This window comes from Chromatiales bacterium 21-64-14, assembly GCA_002255365.1.
In the GTDB taxonomy this organism is placed as follows: Bacteria; Pseudomonadota; Gammaproteobacteria; order 21-64-14; family 21-64-14; genus 21-64-14.
The window spans coordinates 15,860-31,653 of sequence record NCBI01000027.1; the positions used below are offsets into that span (position 1 = coordinate 15,860).

Sequence of the window (15,794 nt, forward strand, 5' to 3'; positions counted from 1 at the left end):
CGACGGGTTTAAGAACGTAAGAGAGGATCTCGGGATGCGTGCTGTACGAGGAACGATGTTGGTGCTGTCTGTGTTGTTGGTGGCGCCGGTCACGGCGGTCCAGGCGTCGCGGGTGGTGATGCAGCAGAGCGGTCCAGTGACTGCGGTGCATAGCGGCGGGCATGCGCTCGACGTGGGTGGACACCGGTACAAGCTGGCACCGGGGCTGCAGGTGCATGGCGAAGCCGGTTCCACGGCGAAGCTGAGCCCGGGCGCGTTGCAGCCGGGGATGCGGATCGGCTACGACACCACCAGTGGACGCCATCCGGTGATCACGGAGATCTGGGTCCAGCCGCCGGAGCGCCGCTAGCCAGACCTTCCAACCGGTATGCGGATACGGGATGCCGGTAGGATGAGCGCACGGACCGCACGCGTACGCCCGCCTCGACGCGTCCGGCGGCGGCTACGGCAGGAGACCGGTGAGGAACGCCGGTCATGTTGAGTCGGCTGGCGTGAGATCTGGGCGGGCCGGTCTGCTGGCCGGATCCGGTGCGCGGTTCGCAACGGACCAGAGGTGGGGAGACGACACCGTGGCAGGCCCCGTCCTGCCGCCCGATTTCAGGTGAGGATACGGATCATGCGAGCGAGACCAAACGCCGGCTTTACCCTGATCGAGCTGATGATCACGATCGTGATCATTGCCATTTTGGTGGCCATCGGTTACCCGTCCTACCGCTCCTGGGTGGTGACCAGCCGGCGCTCGGACGCCCACACCCTGCTGACCCAGGCCGCCTCGGACGAGGAGCGGTTCTATACTTTGTACAATTCTTACGCGCCGAATGTTGGTGCGCCGAGTTGTACATTTGGCCAAGCATGCGGGCTACCGCCTGCGGATGCTCAAAGCCCGGAGGGGTATTACACCCTGGCAGTGGCGCCGATGGCCGGTGCCACGATCAGTACCAGCTATCTGCTCACAGCGACGCCTACCAGCAAGGGCAATCAAAACCTCGACACCCAGTGCACCACGCTCACCCTGGACTCCACCAATCAGAAGGGTTCTACCGGCACTGGTAGCGTGCAGAAGTGCTGGAACCAGTAGCGACGATTGCGGCGCGGACGCCGTAACCCGGGTCACGAACGCGTACCACATTGGACCCGTGCGGATTCGGAAATTCGCCGGGCCCACCGGCGGTGACGCGGTTCGGGGAATTCAGGAGTGGCGCAAGGCCAGGGGCAGGGAAAACACCACGCCCTCGGGGCGGCTCGGGCGCTCCTCAATGTTCACCACCCCCCATTCCCGCAGCCGGCTGACGACTCTTTGTACCAGCACGTCCGGGGCCGAGGCGCCGGCGGTGACGCCGATGTGGTCATGGCCCGCGAGCCATTCCTGTTGCAGGTCCTGGGGGCCGTCGATCAGATAGGCCGGGATGCCCGCCTTCTCAGCGATTTCCCGCAGCCGGTTGGAGTTGGAGCTGTTGGCCGATCCCACCACCAGCATGAGATCACAGCGTCCGGTCATTTCCTTGACAGCGTCCTGGCGGTTCTGGGTGGCGTAGCAGATATCGCTCTTGCGTGGCCCGATCACCTTCGGGAACCGCGCCCGCAGCGCGATGACCACGCGGGTCGTATCGTCCATGGAGAGGGTGGTCTGGGTGACATAGGCGAGGTCGTTCGGGCGCCGCACCTCCAGGTGTTCCACGTCGTCCTCTGATTCCACCAGGTAGATTGCGCCCCCGTTGCTGTGGTCGTACTGGCCTAGGGTCCCGTCCACTTCCGGGTGCCCGGCATGGCCGATCAATACCACCTCGCGTCCGACCTTGGCATGGCGCGCCACCTCCATGTGAACCTTGGTGACCAATGGGCAGGTGGCGTCGAATATCTTCAGGCCCCGCCGCTCGGCGGCGCCGCGGACCATCTGCGGTACACCATGAGCGCTGAAAATCACCGCCGCGCCGTCCGGGACCGCGTCCAGATCCTCCACGAACACCGCGCCCTTGGCCCGTAGATTGTCCACCACGTATTGGTTGTGGACCACTTCGTGGCGGACATAGATCGGGGCACCGAACAGCTCCAAGGCCCGTTCCACGATCTCGATGGCACGTTCGACCCCGGCGCAAAAACCGCGCGGATTGGCCAGAAGAATTTCCATAGCCCAACCATTATATGCCACGGACCGCGGACGGCTAAAGCCCGGTGAACAGCGGATTTGGCCGGATTCGTGGCTCCGCCCCGGTTGGCGGCCTCCACGCGGGGGACTTTAGATCATGTTTCCCGTTACTTATCGACGCACGGCGCGGCCTACGGACCGCGCGCAGCGGAACGGGACGGACGCGCTGGGGGGGCTGTCGAGGGTCGCGGCCCGCTAGGGCGTGGGATTGACCACCTCAAGGATCTCGACTTCGTAGATGAGTTCATGGCCCGCAAGGGGGTGGTTGAAGTCCACCCGGACCCCATCCGGCCCCACCCCATGGATGGTGCCGGCGACCTCCGCGCCGTCCGGTCCCGTGAAGCCGACTACGAGACCCGGTTGCGGGTCCATCCCGGCCGGGAACTGGGCTGGGTCCATGGTTTGAACCCGGTCGGCTTGTGGAAGCCCGTAGGCGTACTGCGGTTCCACGTGCAGGCGCTGACGTGCCCCGGCGCCAAGACCGATCAGCGCCAGTTCCAACCCTTCCACTAGGGTGCCGTCCCCGATCCGCAGCTGTATCGGTGCTTCGCCAAAGGTACTGAGGGCCTCGGTACCGTCCTCCAGGGTGATAGACAGATGCATCCGCACCTCGCTGCCGAGGCCGATAGTGGGGAGGGTTTCGCTCATAGGTGTTCCCGAAGCAATCGTGCGGTGCCGAATGGTGCCCGCTTACTTCGCGTCGGGCCGGCCGCCCTCGCGCAGCAGGTCCAGGATCAGCAGTGCAGCACCGACGGTGATGGCGGAATCGGCCACGTTGAAGGCCGGCCAATGCCAATGACGGTAGTAGCAGTCGATGAAGTCCACTACGTACCCGTAGGCGATGCGGTCGATGAGATTGCCCACCGCCCCGCCCAGGATCAGCGCCAATGCTGCCGGTTGCCAGCCGGCGCGTGCCGGAAGCCGCCGCAGCCACACCACTATTCCCACGCTGACCGCACTCGCCAGGGCGATGAACAACCACCGCTGCCACCCGGAGCCCCGGCTGAGAAAGCTGAACGCCGCGCCGGTATTGTGCACCAGGGTCAGATTCAGGAACGGCAGCAGCGCTACCGGCGTACCATATTCCAGCCCGCGCGCCGCCAGGTGTTTGGTGACTTGATCCAAGATCACCACGGCGACGGACAGCCACAGCCAGGCCAGATGGTTGCCCCGGTGGGGATGCACCGGTTCCATCATGGGCTTGGCGCCCCGGGCCCGGGACTCGAATGCCCGGTCTGTGTCCGGTACTCAGGCAAAACGGCGTACCTCTCCGGCGCCGGTCACGTTTCCGACGCAACGCCCGCACAGTTCCGGGTGATCGGCGTTGTGTCCCACGTCTTCCCGGTGGTGCCAGCAGCGCCCGCACTTGGGGTGAACCGAGGCGCGCGCCCGCACCCAGAGTTCGCCCTCGGCCAGTTCCAGGCGCACCGCCTCCACGTCGCGTTCCTCCAGCGGGCACACCCGCGCGTAGGAGGTGATCAGCACGAAGCGTAGCTCGTCCTCCAAATGCGCCAAGGCATCCCGCCACTGGGCGTCGCAATAGAGGTCGACCTCGGCATCCAGGGATGAGCCGATCGCGCCGGCCACCCGCAGCTTCTCCAGCTCCTTGCCCACGCCGTCCCGCATCCGGATCACCCGGTCCCAGAGCTCCGGCCCCATGCCCGCGGGGAACCGCACGGCCGGCGGCTCGTACCAGGTCTCCAGGAATACCGACGGGCTGCGCTCCCCGGGCAGGTGTTGCCACAGTTCCTCGGCGGTGAAGCTGAGGATCGGCGCGATCCAGCGCACTAACGACTCGGCCAAGTGATACAGAGCGGTCTGTGCGGAGCGCCGTGGCACGCCATCCCGCGCCGTGGTGTACTGACGGTCCTTGATGATGTCCAGATAAAAGCCCCCCAGCGTCACCACGCAGAAGTTGTGGACCTTCTGGTAGATCAGGTGGAACTCATAGGTCCCATAAGCGGCGCGCACCTCGCGGTGCAGGGCGAGGGCGCGATCCATCACCCAGCGGTCCAGCACCAGCATCTGTTCAGGGGCGAGCCGATGCTGGGCCGGATCGAAGCCATTCAGGTTAGCGAGCAGGAAGCGTGCGGTGTTGCGCAAACGTCGGTAGGCATCGGCCATGCGCTTGAGGATCTCGTCGGATACCGCCATCTCCCCGCGATAATCGGTGGCCGCGACCCACAGGCGCAGCACATCAGCGCCCAGGGTCTTCATGACCTCCTGCGGCGCCACCACGTTGCCGAGCGATTTGGACATCTTGCGCCCGTCCGCGTCCACGGTGAAACCATGGGTGAGCACGCCCCGGTAGGGCGGCGCGCCCTGGTTCATCGCCACCGAGGTCAGCAGTGAGGACTGGAACCAGCCGCGATGCTGATCGGAACCCTCCAGATACAGGTCCGCGGGGAAGCCGAGTTCCGCGCGTCTGCGCAGCACGCACTGATGGGTGACCCCGGAGTCGAACCAGACGTCCAGGGTATCCGTGACCTTCGCGTAGTCCGCGCTCTCGGTGCCCAGCAGTTCCCTGGGGTCCAGCTCGAACCACGCATCGATGCCCCGTTGCTCGACCCGCAACGCCGCTTGTTCGATCAGCTCTGCGGTGCGCGGATGCGGCGCGCCGGTTTCCCGATGCACAAACAGCGGGATCGGTGTCCCCCAGGTCCGCTGCCGCGAGATGCACCAGTCGGGCCGGCCTTCCACCATGCCGGCGATGCGCGCGCGGCCCCACTGGGGTGTCCACTGCACGTCCTCGATGGCGGCCAAGGCCTGACGGCGCAGCCCTCCGCGGTCCATGCTGATGAACCACTGGGGCGTGGCGCGGAAGATGATCGGCGTTTTGTGGCGCCAGCAATGGGGATAGCTGTGGCGCACGGACGCTGCGTGCAGCAGGGCGCCGTTGGCTCGCAGCACTTCTATGACGTGGTCGTTGGCCACGAACACCGGTTCGCCGGCGAACAATGGGGTGTCGGGGAGGAAACAGCCGTCGCCTCCCACGGGATTGTCCACTGCAAGGTCGTAGCGGCTGCCCGCCACGTAATCCTCCAGGCCGTGACCGGGGGCGGTGTGTACCGCGCCGGTACCGGCCTCCACGGTCACGTGATCCCCGAGGATCACCGGCACCTCCCGTGCATAGAACGGGTGGCGCAGCCGCACGCCTTCGAGTCCTGCGCCCGGGCCGCTGGCCAGTATGCGATAGCTTGTGCAGCCGTAGCGTTCCATCACGTCCGCGAGCAGGGCCTCAGCTACCAGCAGGCGCCGGGTCGCGTCGGGGCCGTCCACCTGCACCAGGGCGTATTCGAGTCCGGCATTCAGGGCCACGGCCTGATTCGCGGGCAGCGTCCAGGGGGTCGTGGTCCAGATCGCCACCGCGATCGGACCGTGGCCCGCGTCGTCCGCGGCGGGGCGTAGCGCGCGGAGGAATGCGCCGTCGTCCACCGCCGTGAAGGCCACATCGATGGCCGGCGAGGTGCGGTCCTGGTATTCCACCTCCGCTTCCGCGAGGGCCGAGCCGCAATCCGTGCACCAGTGCACCGGCTTGTGCCCCTGCTCCACGTGGCCGGCCGCCATGACGCGGCCGAGCGCGCGCAGGGTGTCCGCCTCGAAGGCGAACGCCATGGTCATATACGGCTGGTCCCAGTCTCCCAGTACCCCGAGGCGTTGGAAGTCGCGGCTCTGGCGTTCCACTTGCTGTTGCGCGTAGTGCCGGCACGCTAGCCGGAACTGCGCGGCGCTGACCTTGCGCCCGGGTTTGCCGACCTTCTTTTCGACCTGTAGTTCAATGGGCAGTCCGTGGCAGTCCCAACCGGGGACATAGGCGGCGTCGTAGCCATCAAGGGTGCGCGCCTTGACGATCACGTCCTTGAGGATCTTGTTCACCGCGTGGCCGATGTGGATGTCGCCGTTGGCGTAGGGCGGGCCGTCGTGGAGCACGAAGCGCTCGCAGCCGGCGCGCGTTTCCCGCAAACGGCGGTACAGGTCCAGCTCGCGCCAGCGTTGGAGCATCGCCGGCTCCCGCTGGGCGAGGTTCGCCTTCATGGGGAAATCGGTCGTCGGAAGGTTCAGGGTTTCTTTGTAATTCGTCATGGATCCGCGGATCTGCTGATGCGTGCCATCGGGTCCGGAAGGATCCAGCCGTGGCCGCCCGAACCGCCTTGCTGGCACTCTACATGCCCACGCCCCGAAGGGCTACCGGTCTGACTCTGCGGTGCGCGGTTTCCGTCCTCGTGGTTCGGGAAACGTGGGGGATCTTCGCCCTTGCGCGCCCGACGCCGCGCGCGCAGGCCTTGCACAGCGGGTCCGAAGAATAAGGAATCAGCGGGCGATTTTCCAGATGGGGCCGTGGACGTTCTACGCGTTCGGTAGCTTGAAGCCTGCTGCACGCGAACCGGTTGCCGGGGTGCCCCGGCCGGGAGACACCCGGTGCCACTGGACCGGTGCAAACCCCCGGGGTGGGGGCCGCGTGGGGAGCTCGGTCTCCACCAGACTCGCCGTTGCAACGCGCGGTCCGCAGGCACGGCCCCAGCGCGAACGGCCCGCGCCCCGCCCGAGGCGTCGCTACCATGAGACACCCCCAACCCCCTCCGTTCAGCCGGTTACGTCTCTCACGCGTACCGATGTTTCCTGACGGCGACAGTATCGGCCGGTTGTATTCTAAAAATATTATTAAATATTAGATATTTATAAACTGGCACGTCGAATGCAATGGTGGCTGTCAAGGCCGTTCTCGATCCTCATTGGATCGACCGTGAGCGGTGTGCCGCTTGGCCATCGATCACGTTGCTTACCGGCCAAGCACCGTTATTAATAACAGGAAGGAGACCTATCATGGATAAGCGAACCCTTTTGACGGCTACGGTCGCGGTATTCACCATGGCCGCGTCGGCGGCGAGCTGGGCGGTGCAGCCCGGAGTGCCCGCAGGCGCTACGGCCGGCGTTCGCAGTGGAGTGGCGACGCAAACTCAGCTGCCGTCGTCCCCGGTTCCCGCCGGTGCAGCGACGAGCGCCACGCTCGAGACTCGCGGGCAGTCCAGGTCCAACGGGACTTTCGTCGAGACTGACGCCAGCGGCCTGCAAGCGGTCAGCCCGGGGTCTGCCACCGGTAGCGTGGCACCGAAGGCGTATATCGGTAAGGAGGTGGTGACCGCCGAGGGCCAGGCCGTGGGTAAAGTGGAAAAACTGGCGATCCACAAGCAAGACCACCGGGTCTACGCCGTGATCGGGATGGGCGGTTTCCTTGGTATCGGGGAGAAGAACGCAGCCGTACCCGTGAATCAGCTGCAACCGCAGGGCCCCCAAAAACTGGGCTTGAAGGCTGGGATCAGTAAGAAGGCGCTGGAGGACGCCATGCCCTACGAGTCTTCCGAGTTCAGCGCGTTCGAAGTGAGTGGCAGATCATCGTCGTAATGACCGGCTAACCGGCTTGGATTGCCAGCAGCGGCCACAGGGACGTGATGGATGGGGGGCCCTCAGGGATCGGCGGGCCCCCCGGGGTGTCATGGGGCGTCCGGCTTCGCGGGCGGCCCCGTTGCCGTTGCTGGGTGTTTTCCCGCCGGTGCGGTCCGCACCGAATGAAAGCCATTCCGCCGTGCCTCCGGGAGCGGACGCGAGGGCGCCGACTTGGCCGCACCACTGTGTGATCCCACTAACAAGTAGGGAAGACAGAACGATCCAGGGTAATCGGTAGCCGGGTCTTTCGGCGTGGGCGCGCAATGGCGCGCGCGTCAACGGACCGATCGGGCGCCCTCGGGATCACGGTTCGGGCCGGCGAAATAGCGGCGGGCCGCCGCCACATCGCGGTGGATCTGTTGGACCAGGGCATCCAGGGAGGCGAAGCGCTGCTCGTCCCGGATGCGATGCAGAAAGTCCACCGCCACGTGACGCCCGTAGAGGTCGCCCTGGAAATCCAGCAGGTGCACCTCTAGCAGGCTGTGGGTCCCATCCACCGTAGGCCGGTTGCCCAGGTTGGCGACACCGGGAACCGGCTCGCCCTCGACGCCGAACATCTGTACCGCGAACACCCCGCGTACCGGGCTGACCCGGCGGTGCAGATGGAGATTGGCGGTCGGGAAACCGATCCCGCGGCCGCGCCCGTCGCCGCGCGCTACCCGCCCGCGCATCCGGTAGGGCCGGCCCAGGAGTTTCTCCGCCGTGGCCAGGTCCCCCGCCGCCAGGGCGGCGCGGATGCGGGTGCTGCTGACCCGTTCGCCGTCGATGGTGAAGGTGTGCAGGTTTACCACCGGGAAACCGTGCTCGCGGCCCGCCGCCTGCAGCAGGTGGAAATCACCGCGGCGTCCGTGCCCGAACCGGAAATCGTCTCCTACCACCAAGTAGCGGACCCCGAGTCCATCCACCAGTACCCGGCGGATGAATTCCTCGGGAGGGAGCTGCGCCAGGCGCGGATCAAACGGCAGGCACAACACGCGGTCCACCGCGAAGCGCCGCAGCGCCAGGACCTTTTCCCGGAACCGCGTAAGGCGCGGCGGCGCGGCGGCGCCGGCGAAGAACTCCTGGGGGTGGGGCTCGAAGGTGATCACGGTGGTGGGCAGCGCGAGTTCCCGGCCCTGCTCGGCAAGTTGACCGAGCACCGCCTGGTGGCCGAGATGCACCCCGTCGAAGTTACCGATGGTGGCGACGCACCCGCGGTGCGCGGGCTGCAGGTTGTGGAGTCCTCGGATGAGATCCATGACCACGGGCGTTGTGTAAGAGGTCTTCAAGGGCTATCGATTATAGGCCAGGGCGCCGCCGTGTCATGCCGCGCCGCGCGCTCACTCGTGGTGGGCCAACAGTTGGGCGGGCCGCAGTCCGAGGATCACCAGCGCCCCCAGGTAGCTGGCGCCGCCTGCCACCACCCACAGCAGCAGGTGGGCGGCGCGCCGCCCGGCGCCCCAGGACAGCCAACTGGCGAGGTCGCCGCGCCCGTAGCCGAGTACCAGCCCCATCACCAGGCAGGCGCCACCCACCTGCAAGGCGAACCGGATCCACCCCGGCTCCGGTGCGTAGATGCCGTCGCGGCGCAGGGCCCGGAACAGGAGCGCGCTGTTGACGTAGGCTGCCAGTGAGGTGGCCAGCGCCACCCCCGCGTGTTGCAGGGGCAGCACGAGCAGCAGGTTGAACACGATATTCGCCACCACGGCCACCGCGGCGATGCGCACCGGCGTGGCCGTGTTCTGGCGGGCGTAGAACCCGGGGGCGAGGATCTTGATCAGGATAAAACCGGTGAGTCCGACGGAGAAGGTGATCAGGCTGTGGCTCGCCATCACCACGTCATAGGCGGTGAAATCCTTGTACTGGAACAGGGTGGTGAGCAGCGGGCCGGCCAGCAGGATCAGGCCGAGGGTGGCGGGGGCCGCGACCAGCAGCACCCAGCGCAGACCCCAGTCCAGGGTGCGGCGGAACGCGGCCGGGTCCGACTCTGCATGACGTTGGGACAGGCTCGGCAGGATCACCGTACCCAGGGCCACTCCGAATACCCCGACCGGAAACTCCATCAGGCGGTCGGAATAGTAGAGCCAGGTGATGCTGCCGCTCGCCAGGAATGAGGCGATCAGGGTGTCCACCAGCAGATTGATCTGGGTGACGGAGACACCAAACAGCGCCGGGAGCATCAGGCGCAGGATGCGTTGGACCCCGGGGTCGCGCCAGCGCCACTGGGGGCGGGGCAGCAGACCCAGGCGGGCGAGGAATGGGAACTGGAACGCAAGTTGTACCACACCCGCCACCAATACCCCCCAGGCCAAGGCGGTGATGGGTTGAGCCATGTGCGGAGCGAGCCACAGGGCGGCGCCGATCAGACACAGGTTCAGCAGTACCGGTGTGATGGCAGGTACCCCGAAGCGCCCGTAGGTGTTCAGGATGCCCCCCGCCAGAGCGGTGAGAGAGATGAACAGGATGTACGGGAAGGTGATGCGCAGCAGGTGTTCGGTGAGCCGGAACTGGGCCGGATCGTTATGGAAGCCGGGCGCGAAGAGGTAAACCAGCACCGGGGCGGCCAGGATCCCCACCAGGGTCACAAGAAATAAAATGCCACCCAGGGCGGCGGCGACCCGGTCGGTCAGGATCCGCACCTCGTCGAGGCTGCGCTGGCTCTTGTATTCGGCCAGCACCGGCACAAAAGCCTGGGAAAAAGCCCCCTCGCCGAACAACCGGCGCAGGAAATTGGGGATCTTGAAGGCCACGAAGAACGCGTCGGTGGCGGGCCCGGCCCCGAAACGAGCCACCACCACGTCCCGCGTAAGCCCCAAGACCCGGGAGACCAGGGTCATGGAACCGACGGTGGCGGTGGATTTCAGCAGCCGCAGACTCATGGATGACCAGGGCCCGGGAACGCCCCGGCCTTCGGGCGGATTCCGGGCAGTGTACCCGCTCCGTCCCCGGGGTGTAAGCCACTACACACGCGCTTGAGGATTGACAAAGCGGGGAAAAATTCGCATAGTACGCGGCCTTCCCTGGGGAATCGACGTTCAGGAGCCACCAGCTTGGCCAATACCCAACAAGCACGAAAGCGCGCCCGTCAGTCCGTCAAGCGACGCCACGCCAACGCCAGCCAGCGGTCCATGCTGCGCACTTACATCAAAAAGGTCGTCAAGGCCCTGGACGGCGGTGACCGCGCGGGCGCGGAGGCTGCCTACAAGGCGGCGGTGCCGGTGATCGACCGTATGGCACGCAAGGGCTTTATCCACAAAAACAAGGCTGCGCGACATAAGACCCGCCTCAACGTACGCCTGCACGCCCTGTAGACCTGCGCACCGCGTTCCTCTTTACAGGATCACCAGATTGTCCCGGTGGATGAGTTCCGGCTCATCCACGTAGCCCAGCAGTGCCTCGATGCGATGGCTGGGGTGGCCGGCGATCCGGCGCGATTCCGCCGCGCCGTAGTTCACCAGACCCCGGGCCACCGGCGTGCCCGCCGGGTCCACACACGCGACCAGTTCCCCCCGCGCGAATTCGCCTTCCACCGCCTTTACCCCGACCGGCAGCAGGCTGCGGCCGGATTCCCGCAACACCCGTACCGCCCCCTCGTCCAGGACCATCCGCCCGCGCACCTGGAGCTGGCCGGCGAGCCACTGCTTGCGGGCCGCCAGGGGTTCCTGGCCCGGCAACAGCAAGGTCCCCATCGGTTCCGCCTCCGCCAGCCGCTCGAGGACCCGCGGGGTGCGGCCGTGGACGATCAGCGTGGCGCAGCCGGAGCGCCCGGCCAGGGCTGCCGCCCGCACCTTGGTGCGCATTCCGCCGCGGCCCAGCCGCCCGGACCCGGTGCCCGCCAAGCTCTCCAGTACCGGATCTCCCGCGCGCCCGTCGCGGATCAGCCGTGCTTGCGGGTCGGCACGCGGGTCGCGGTCGAACAGACCGTCCTGATCCGTGAGGATCACCAGCAGATCCGCCTCCACCAAGTTGGCCACCAGCGCCGCCAGGGTGTCGTTGTCCCCGAAGCGGATCTCCTCGTCGGCAACCGTGTCGTTCTCGTTGACCACCGGCACCACGCCGAGCCGCAGCAGGGTGCGCAGGGTGGTGCGGGCGTTGAGATAGCGTTTGCGGTCGGCGAGGTCGTCGTGGGTCAGCAGCACTTGGGCGGTATGCATGCCGAAGCGCTGGAAGCGCGCCTCGTAGGCCTGGACCATCCCCATCTGGCCCACTGCAGCGGCCGCCTGGAGTTCGTAGAGTGCCCGTGGGCGTTCCTGCCAACCCAGGCGAACCATACCCTCCGCCACCGCGCCGGAGGAGACCAACACCGGCTCCCGGCCCGCCTGGCGCAGCGCCGCCAACTGGCTCACCCAGCCGTCGAGGGCACAACCATCCAGGCCGCGTCCATCCGCGGTGACCAGGGAGCTGCCGACCTTGACCACCCAGCGTCGGCTGTGCGCCAATTGTTCACGGGTCTTCATGGGTCCCCCACGCGCCTAGACGTCCGCGCCGCCCACCCACGCCATGGGAAGGCGAGACTGTACACGCCGGCCTTAGCTGCTGCCACCAGGGCCGTGGATCTCCAGGTAGGTCATCACCCGGGCTACCAGGGTGCGGGTGCCCTCGCCGCTGACCGCCGACAGCGCAAATACGGGTCCTTCCCAGCCCAGCCGCGCGGCAATGTCCCGGCACCGCGCATCGCGCTCCCCGGGGGGGAGCAGGTCGGTTTTGTTGAGCACCAGCCAGCGTTCCCGTCGCGCCAGTTCCGGGCTGAATTTCTCCAACTCTCCGGCGATGGTGTGCACGCTGTCAACGGGATCCGAGCCGTCTTGGGGTACTGCGTCCACCACCTGTAGCAACAGACGGGTGCGGGCCACGTGGCGCAGAAATTGGATCCCCAGGCCGGCGCCCTCGGCGGCGCCTTCGATCAGTCCCGGGATATCCGCCACCACGAAACTGCGCAGCTCATCCACCCGCACCACACCCAGGTGGGGGTGCAGGGTGGTGAACGGGTAGTCCGCCACCTTGGGGCGGGCCGCGGATACCGCCCTGATCAGGGTCGACTTACCGGCATTGGGCAGGCCCACCAGCCCTACGTCTGCCAGGATCTTCAATTCCAGGCGCAGGGTCCGCTCCTCGCCGGGGTCCCCGGGGGTGGACTGGCGTGGCGCCCGGTTGGTGGAGGTCTTGAACCGGGTGTTTCCCAGCCCATGACGGCCACCCCGCGCCACCAGCAGGCGCTGCGCGGGCCGCACCAGATCGCCGATGGTCTCCTCGGTGTCTGCGTCCCGTACCACGGTACCCACGGGGACCTGGATCTCCAAGTCGGAACCGCCGCGCCCGGTGCAGTTCGCACCCCGCCCATCCTGGCCGCGCTGGGCGCGGAACAGGCGCCGATAACGGAAGTCGGCAAGGGTGTTCAGGGCTGGCTCCGCCACCAAGTAGATGCTGGCGCCGTCGCCTCCGTCGCCCCCGTCGGGCCCGCCGAAGGGGATGAACTTTTCGCGCCGGAAGCCCACGCAACCGTTGCCGCCCTGCCCGGCTTCCACCCGGATGATCGCCTCGTCGACGAACTTCATGGTATTGGCCTGCTCCGGCGGTGGGGTGCCGCGGCTCGATCCCCTGCGGTACGGAAAACTGAACTGGGTTCGCCCCGGCGGGTGCGAAACTTGCCACGGACCCCACGAAAAAGCCCCGCCATGGGACGGGGCTTATGGGACCCGGTGCACCGCCCTGCTTCTCAGCCGGATACGACGCTCACATAAGTGCGGCCCTTGGGCCCCTTGACTTCGAAGGTGACCTGTCCGTCAGCGCGGGCGAACAGGGTATGGTCCCGTCCGCAGCCCACGTTGGTGCCCGGGTGGAAATGGGTACCCCGTTGGCGGACCAGAATGTTGCCCGAGATGACCGCCTCGCCACCGAAGCGCTTCACGCCCAGGCGCTTGGATTCGGAGTCACGTCCGTTGCGGGTGCTGCCGCCTGCCTTCTTGTGTGCCATGGCCTCTGTACCTCGTTGATCTAGCCAGCGATGCCGGTAACGCGCAACTCCGTATAGGGTTGGCGGTGCCCAGCCTGCTTGCGATAGTGCTTGCGGCGGCGGAATTTCACGATCTCCACGGTCCGGCCCTTGCCCTGGGCGCTGACGGTGGCGGTGACCTTGCCGCCGGCAACGTAGGGCGTGCCCACCTGGACACGATCCCCGTCGGAGATCATCAATACCTTGTCGAATTCCACGGAAGCACCTTGCTCCGCGGGCAGTTTTTCCACCCGGAGGACGGTGCCCTCCTGGACGCGGTACTGCTTGCCGCCGGTCTCGATCACGGCGTACATGGGCGGTTCTCCAAAGCGGTTGTAAGAGTGGTGATTTTCAGGACCCGGCATTGTATCGGTTGCGTTGCGCTGGGTCAAACCGTAAGCTGTGCTGCGGTGCCATTCTTTTGGCCCCAGCCCCGGACTGGCCCTGGGGGCGTGCCCGCCGCGCCCCTCGAACAAGACCAAGGCCGTTAGGAGCCGGTTCGAGCCACCTGCGCGCGGCGCGCGGGAGACCGAGGACCGATCTCCGATCTCGATGCGGAGCATAGCGGGCGTTATGGGGCGCGGGGGATCGGAAGGTGTGACCGAACGCCGCAGTAGCGTAGCGTCATGATGATCCGGACCGGCGCCTAAGCAGCGCACACTCGGCGAGACCCATGCAGACAACGGCCCAAACCGAGCGCACCCTGTCCCTGGAAGCGACCCGCCTCCTGGTGGAAGAGGACATGCGGTCCGTGGACGCGCTGATCCGGCGTCGACTCCATTCCAACATCGTCCTGATCAATCAACTCGCCCACTACATCATCAACAGCGGCGGCAAGCGGCTGCGGCCGGTGCTCCTGCTGCTCTGCGCCCGCGCTTGCGGGTACCGGGGGACCTGCCACATCGATCTCGCGGCGGTGGTGGAGTTCATCCATACCGCCACACTGCTGCACGATGACGTGGTGGATGACTCCGCGTTGCGCCGCGGGCGGGAGACCGCCAACGCCATCTGGGGCAACGAGGCCAGCGTGCTGGTGGGCGATTTCCTCTATTCGCGCGCCTTCGAGATGATGGTGGACGTAAAGAGCCCCCGGGTCATGGAGATCATGGCCCACGCCACTAACACCATCGCCGAGGGCGAGGTGATGCAGCTGTTGAACTGCCGGGATCCGGAGACCACGGAAGATCAGTACCTGGAGGTGATCCGCTGCAAGACCGCCCAGCTGTTCGAGGCATCCGCCCAGCTCGGCGCGGTCCTCGGTGAGATGCCTGCGGCGCAGGAACACGCCCTGGCCGGCTTCGGGCGGCACCTGGGCAACGCCTTTCAGTTGGTAGACGACGTATTGGACTACAGTGGCAGCGCCGGCGAGATCGGCAAGAACATCGGCGACGACTTGGCGGAGGGCAAGCCCACCCTGCCCTTGATCTATGCGCTGCGGCAGGGCACCCCGCAGCAGGCGGCGGTGCTGCAACGGGCAATCCGGGAAGGTGGACGGGAGTACATCGACGCTGTTCAGGAAGCCGTTGAGTCCACCGGAGCCATCGCGTACACTGAGGCGCTTGCGCGGCGCGAAGCGGCCAAGGCCCGTGCCCTGCTCGCGGCGATACCGGCTTCGAGGTACCGCGACGGACTTGACACATTGGCGGATTTCTCCGTTTACCGCACCTACTGAATTCTCGGTTTTCATCAATCGGGGTGTAGCTCAGCCTGGTAGAGCACTGCCTTCGGGAGGCAGGGGCCGGAGGTTCGAATCCTCTCACCCCGACCATATCCGCAGTAGCAAAATCCACGCCTTACATGCTGTCGAGTCCGGGCGAACCCGAATTTGGGACAAATTTGGGACACGCGGTCCGACTTTCCGGCTCCAGTCGCTATACATCGTCCCCAACCGATGGAGACGAGACCGATGGCGACATTCGTACAGCGTGGCCGCACCTCGCAACTCAAGGTGCGTCGGCGCGGCTACCCGCTTCAGACAGCGACCTTCGATACCAAGGGCGAAGCTCAGAGCTGCGCCCGAAAGCTCGAGTCATGGATGGACCGGGGCATTTTCGCAGACTACTCGGCCGCCCGGCGGACCCTGTAGGCCGATGTGCTGCGACGCTACCTTGTTCAAGCAACTTGCCGCATAACCACTGCTTCCACAGGACGTCGGCGCTAACGCGCCGTCGCCCGTAAAGCGGGCCGTTGGGCATAACAGAGGGACTTATGACTTCGTCGAACATACGAGGC

At 66.4% G+C, this 15,794-nt stretch carries 16 protein-coding genes and 1 tRNA gene; 7 read left to right on the forward strand and 10 right to left on the reverse strand.

Features of this window, described 5'->3' with window-relative positions:
• The first annotated feature begins 55 nt into the window (after nt 1-55).
• A complete protein-coding gene (locus B7Z66_11815; GenBank protein ID OYV75702.1) occupies nt 56-349 on the forward strand; it encodes a hypothetical protein in 294 nt (97 codons plus the stop codon).
• Between the two features lie 267 nt (nt 350-616).
• The gene (locus B7Z66_11820; GenBank protein ID OYV75716.1) at nt 617-1,078 is read left to right on the forward strand and encodes a hypothetical protein; all 462 of its coding nucleotides are present in this window, start codon (nt 617-619) and stop codon (nt 1,076-1,078) included.
• A 111-nt stretch (nt 1,079-1,189) separates the two neighbouring features.
• Here B7Z66_11820 and B7Z66_11825 read toward each other — a convergent pair whose 3' ends face one another.
• The 4 genes from B7Z66_11825 to B7Z66_11840 all read right to left on the reverse strand — a co-directional run bounded on the left by B7Z66_11825 (nt 1,190) and on the right by B7Z66_11840 (nt 6,229).
• A complete protein-coding gene (locus B7Z66_11825) occupies nt 1,190-2,128 on the reverse strand; it encodes a 4-hydroxy-3-methylbut-2-enyl diphosphate reductase (GenBank protein ID OYV75703.1) in 939 nt (312 codons plus the stop codon).
• Nucleotides 2,129-2,341: 213 nt separating this feature from the next.
• A complete protein-coding gene (locus B7Z66_11830) occupies nt 2,342-2,794 on the reverse strand; it encodes a hypothetical protein (protein ID OYV75704.1) in 453 nt (150 codons plus the stop codon).
• A 42-nt stretch (nt 2,795-2,836) separates the two neighbouring features.
• Nucleotides 2,837-3,343, reverse strand: coding sequence for a signal peptidase II (locus B7Z66_11835; GenBank protein ID OYV75705.1), 507 nt, complete (start codon nt 3,341-3,343; stop codon nt 2,837-2,839).
• A gap of 51 nt (nt 3,344-3,394) precedes the next feature.
• Nucleotides 3,395-6,229 carry an isoleucine--tRNA ligase gene (locus B7Z66_11840; GenBank protein OYV75706.1) on the reverse strand — a complete coding sequence of 945 codons (2,835 nt, stop codon included), beginning with the start codon at nt 6,227-6,229 and terminating at the stop codon, nt 3,395-3,397.
• 618 nt (nt 6,230-6,847) lie between these two features.
• Here B7Z66_11840 and B7Z66_11845 point away from each other — a divergent pair.
• Nucleotides 6,848-7,549 carry a hypothetical protein gene (locus tag B7Z66_11845; protein OYV75707.1) on the forward strand — a complete coding sequence of 234 codons (702 nt, stop codon included), beginning with the start codon at nt 6,848-6,850 and terminating at the stop codon, nt 7,547-7,549.
• A 317-nt stretch (nt 7,550-7,866) separates the two neighbouring features.
• On the opposite strand, the gene B7Z66_11850 is transcribed toward B7Z66_11845, so the two are convergent.
• The gene (locus B7Z66_11850) at nt 7,867-8,829 is read right to left on the reverse strand and encodes a riboflavin biosynthesis protein RibF (protein ID OYV75708.1); all 963 of its coding nucleotides are present in this window, start codon (nt 8,827-8,829) and stop codon (nt 7,867-7,869) included.
• Nucleotides 8,830-8,910: 81 nt separating this feature from the next.
• Nucleotides 8,911-10,449, reverse strand: coding sequence for a murein biosynthesis integral membrane protein MurJ (locus B7Z66_11855; protein OYV75709.1), 1,539 nt, complete (start codon nt 10,447-10,449; stop codon nt 8,911-8,913).
• A gap of 171 nt (nt 10,450-10,620) precedes the next feature.
• On the opposite strand from B7Z66_11855, the gene B7Z66_11860 reads away from it, so the two are divergent.
• Complete coding sequence (locus B7Z66_11860; protein OYV75710.1) at nt 10,621-10,881, forward strand: 30S ribosomal protein S20; 261 nt, start codon at nt 10,621-10,623, stop codon at nt 10,879-10,881.
• Between the two features lie 21 nt (nt 10,882-10,902).
• On the opposite strand, the gene B7Z66_11865 is transcribed toward B7Z66_11860, so the two are convergent.
• The 4 genes from B7Z66_11865 to B7Z66_11880 form a co-directional block, all read right to left on the reverse strand.
• Nucleotides 10,903-12,027, reverse strand: coding sequence for a glutamate 5-kinase (locus B7Z66_11865; protein ID OYV75711.1), 1,125 nt, complete (start codon nt 12,025-12,027; stop codon nt 10,903-10,905).
• A gap of 72 nt (nt 12,028-12,099) precedes the next feature.
• Complete coding sequence (obgE, locus tag B7Z66_11870) at nt 12,100-13,125, reverse strand: GTPase ObgE (GenBank protein OYV75712.1); 1,026 nt, start codon at nt 13,123-13,125, stop codon at nt 12,100-12,102.
• Between the two features lie 161 nt (nt 13,126-13,286).
• On the reverse strand, nt 13,287-13,544 hold the full coding sequence (locus tag B7Z66_11875) for a 50S ribosomal protein L27 (protein OYV75713.1): 258 nt from the start codon (nt 13,542-13,544) through the stop codon (nt 13,287-13,289).
• Nucleotides 13,545-13,564: 20 nt separating this feature from the next.
• Complete coding sequence (locus B7Z66_11880; protein OYV75714.1) at nt 13,565-13,876, reverse strand: 50S ribosomal protein L21; 312 nt, start codon at nt 13,874-13,876, stop codon at nt 13,565-13,567.
• Nucleotides 13,877-14,265: 389 nt separating this feature from the next.
• On the opposite strand from B7Z66_11880, the gene B7Z66_11885 reads away from it, so the two are divergent.
• From B7Z66_11885 to B7Z66_11895, 3 genes are all read left to right on the forward strand, one after another.
• Nucleotides 14,266-15,234, forward strand: a complete 969-nt coding sequence (locus B7Z66_11885) for an octaprenyl diphosphate synthase (protein OYV75717.1) — start codon at nt 14,266-14,268, stop codon at nt 15,232-15,234.
• Between the two features lie 19 nt (nt 15,235-15,253).
• Nucleotides 15,254-15,330, forward strand: a tRNA-Pro gene (locus tag B7Z66_11890).
• A 138-nt stretch (nt 15,331-15,468) separates the two neighbouring features.
• Nucleotides 15,469-15,648, forward strand: coding sequence for a hypothetical protein (locus B7Z66_11895; protein ID OYV75715.1), 180 nt, complete (start codon nt 15,469-15,471; stop codon nt 15,646-15,648).
• The last annotated feature ends 146 nt before the right edge of the window (nt 15,649-15,794 follow it).

Bases quoted from the DNA above. Each gene is read 5' to 3' on its own strand.
- B7Z66_11815 (OYV75702.1), top strand. From the start codon at position 56: ATGTTGGTGCTGTCTGTGTTGTTGGTGGCGCCGGTCACGGCGGTCCAG.
- B7Z66_11820 (OYV75716.1), top strand. From the start codon at position 617: ATGCGAGCGAGACCAAACGCCGGCTTTACCCTGATCGAGCTGATGATC.
- B7Z66_11825 (OYV75703.1), bottom strand. From the start codon at position 2,128: ATGGAAATTCTTCTGGCCAATCCGCGCGGTTTTTGCGCCGGGGTCGAA.
- B7Z66_11830 (OYV75704.1), bottom strand. From the start codon at position 2,794: ATGAGCGAAACCCTCCCCACTATCGGCCTCGGCAGCGAGGTGCGGATG.
- B7Z66_11835 (OYV75705.1), bottom strand. From the start codon at position 3,343: ATGATGGAACCGGTGCATCCCCACCGGGGCAACCATCTGGCCTGGCTG.
- B7Z66_11840 (OYV75706.1), bottom strand. From the start codon at position 6,229: ATGACGAATTACAAAGAAACCCTGAACCTTCCGACGACCGATTTCCCC.
- B7Z66_11845 (OYV75707.1), top strand. From the start codon at position 6,848: ATGGTGGCTGTCAAGGCCGTTCTCGATCCTCATTGGATCGACCGTGAG.
- B7Z66_11850 (OYV75708.1), bottom strand. From the start codon at position 8,829: ATGGATCTCATCCGAGGACTCCACAACCTGCAGCCCGCGCACCGCGGG.
- B7Z66_11855 (OYV75709.1), bottom strand. From the start codon at position 10,449: ATGAGTCTGCGGCTGCTGAAATCCACCGCCACCGTCGGTTCCATGACC.
- B7Z66_11865 (OYV75711.1), bottom strand. From the start codon at position 12,027: ATGAAGACCCGTGAACAATTGGCGCACAGCCGACGCTGGGTGGTCAAG.
- obgE (OYV75712.1), bottom strand. From the start codon at position 13,125: ATGAAGTTCGTCGACGAGGCGATCATCCGGGTGGAAGCCGGGCAGGGC.
- B7Z66_11875 (OYV75713.1), bottom strand. From the start codon at position 13,544: ATGGCACACAAGAAGGCAGGCGGCAGCACCCGCAACGGACGTGACTCC.
- B7Z66_11880 (OYV75714.1), bottom strand. From the start codon at position 13,876: ATGTACGCCGTGATCGAGACCGGCGGCAAGCAGTACCGCGTCCAGGAG.
- B7Z66_11895 (OYV75715.1), top strand. From the start codon at position 15,469: ATGGCGACATTCGTACAGCGTGGCCGCACCTCGCAACTCAAGGTGCGT.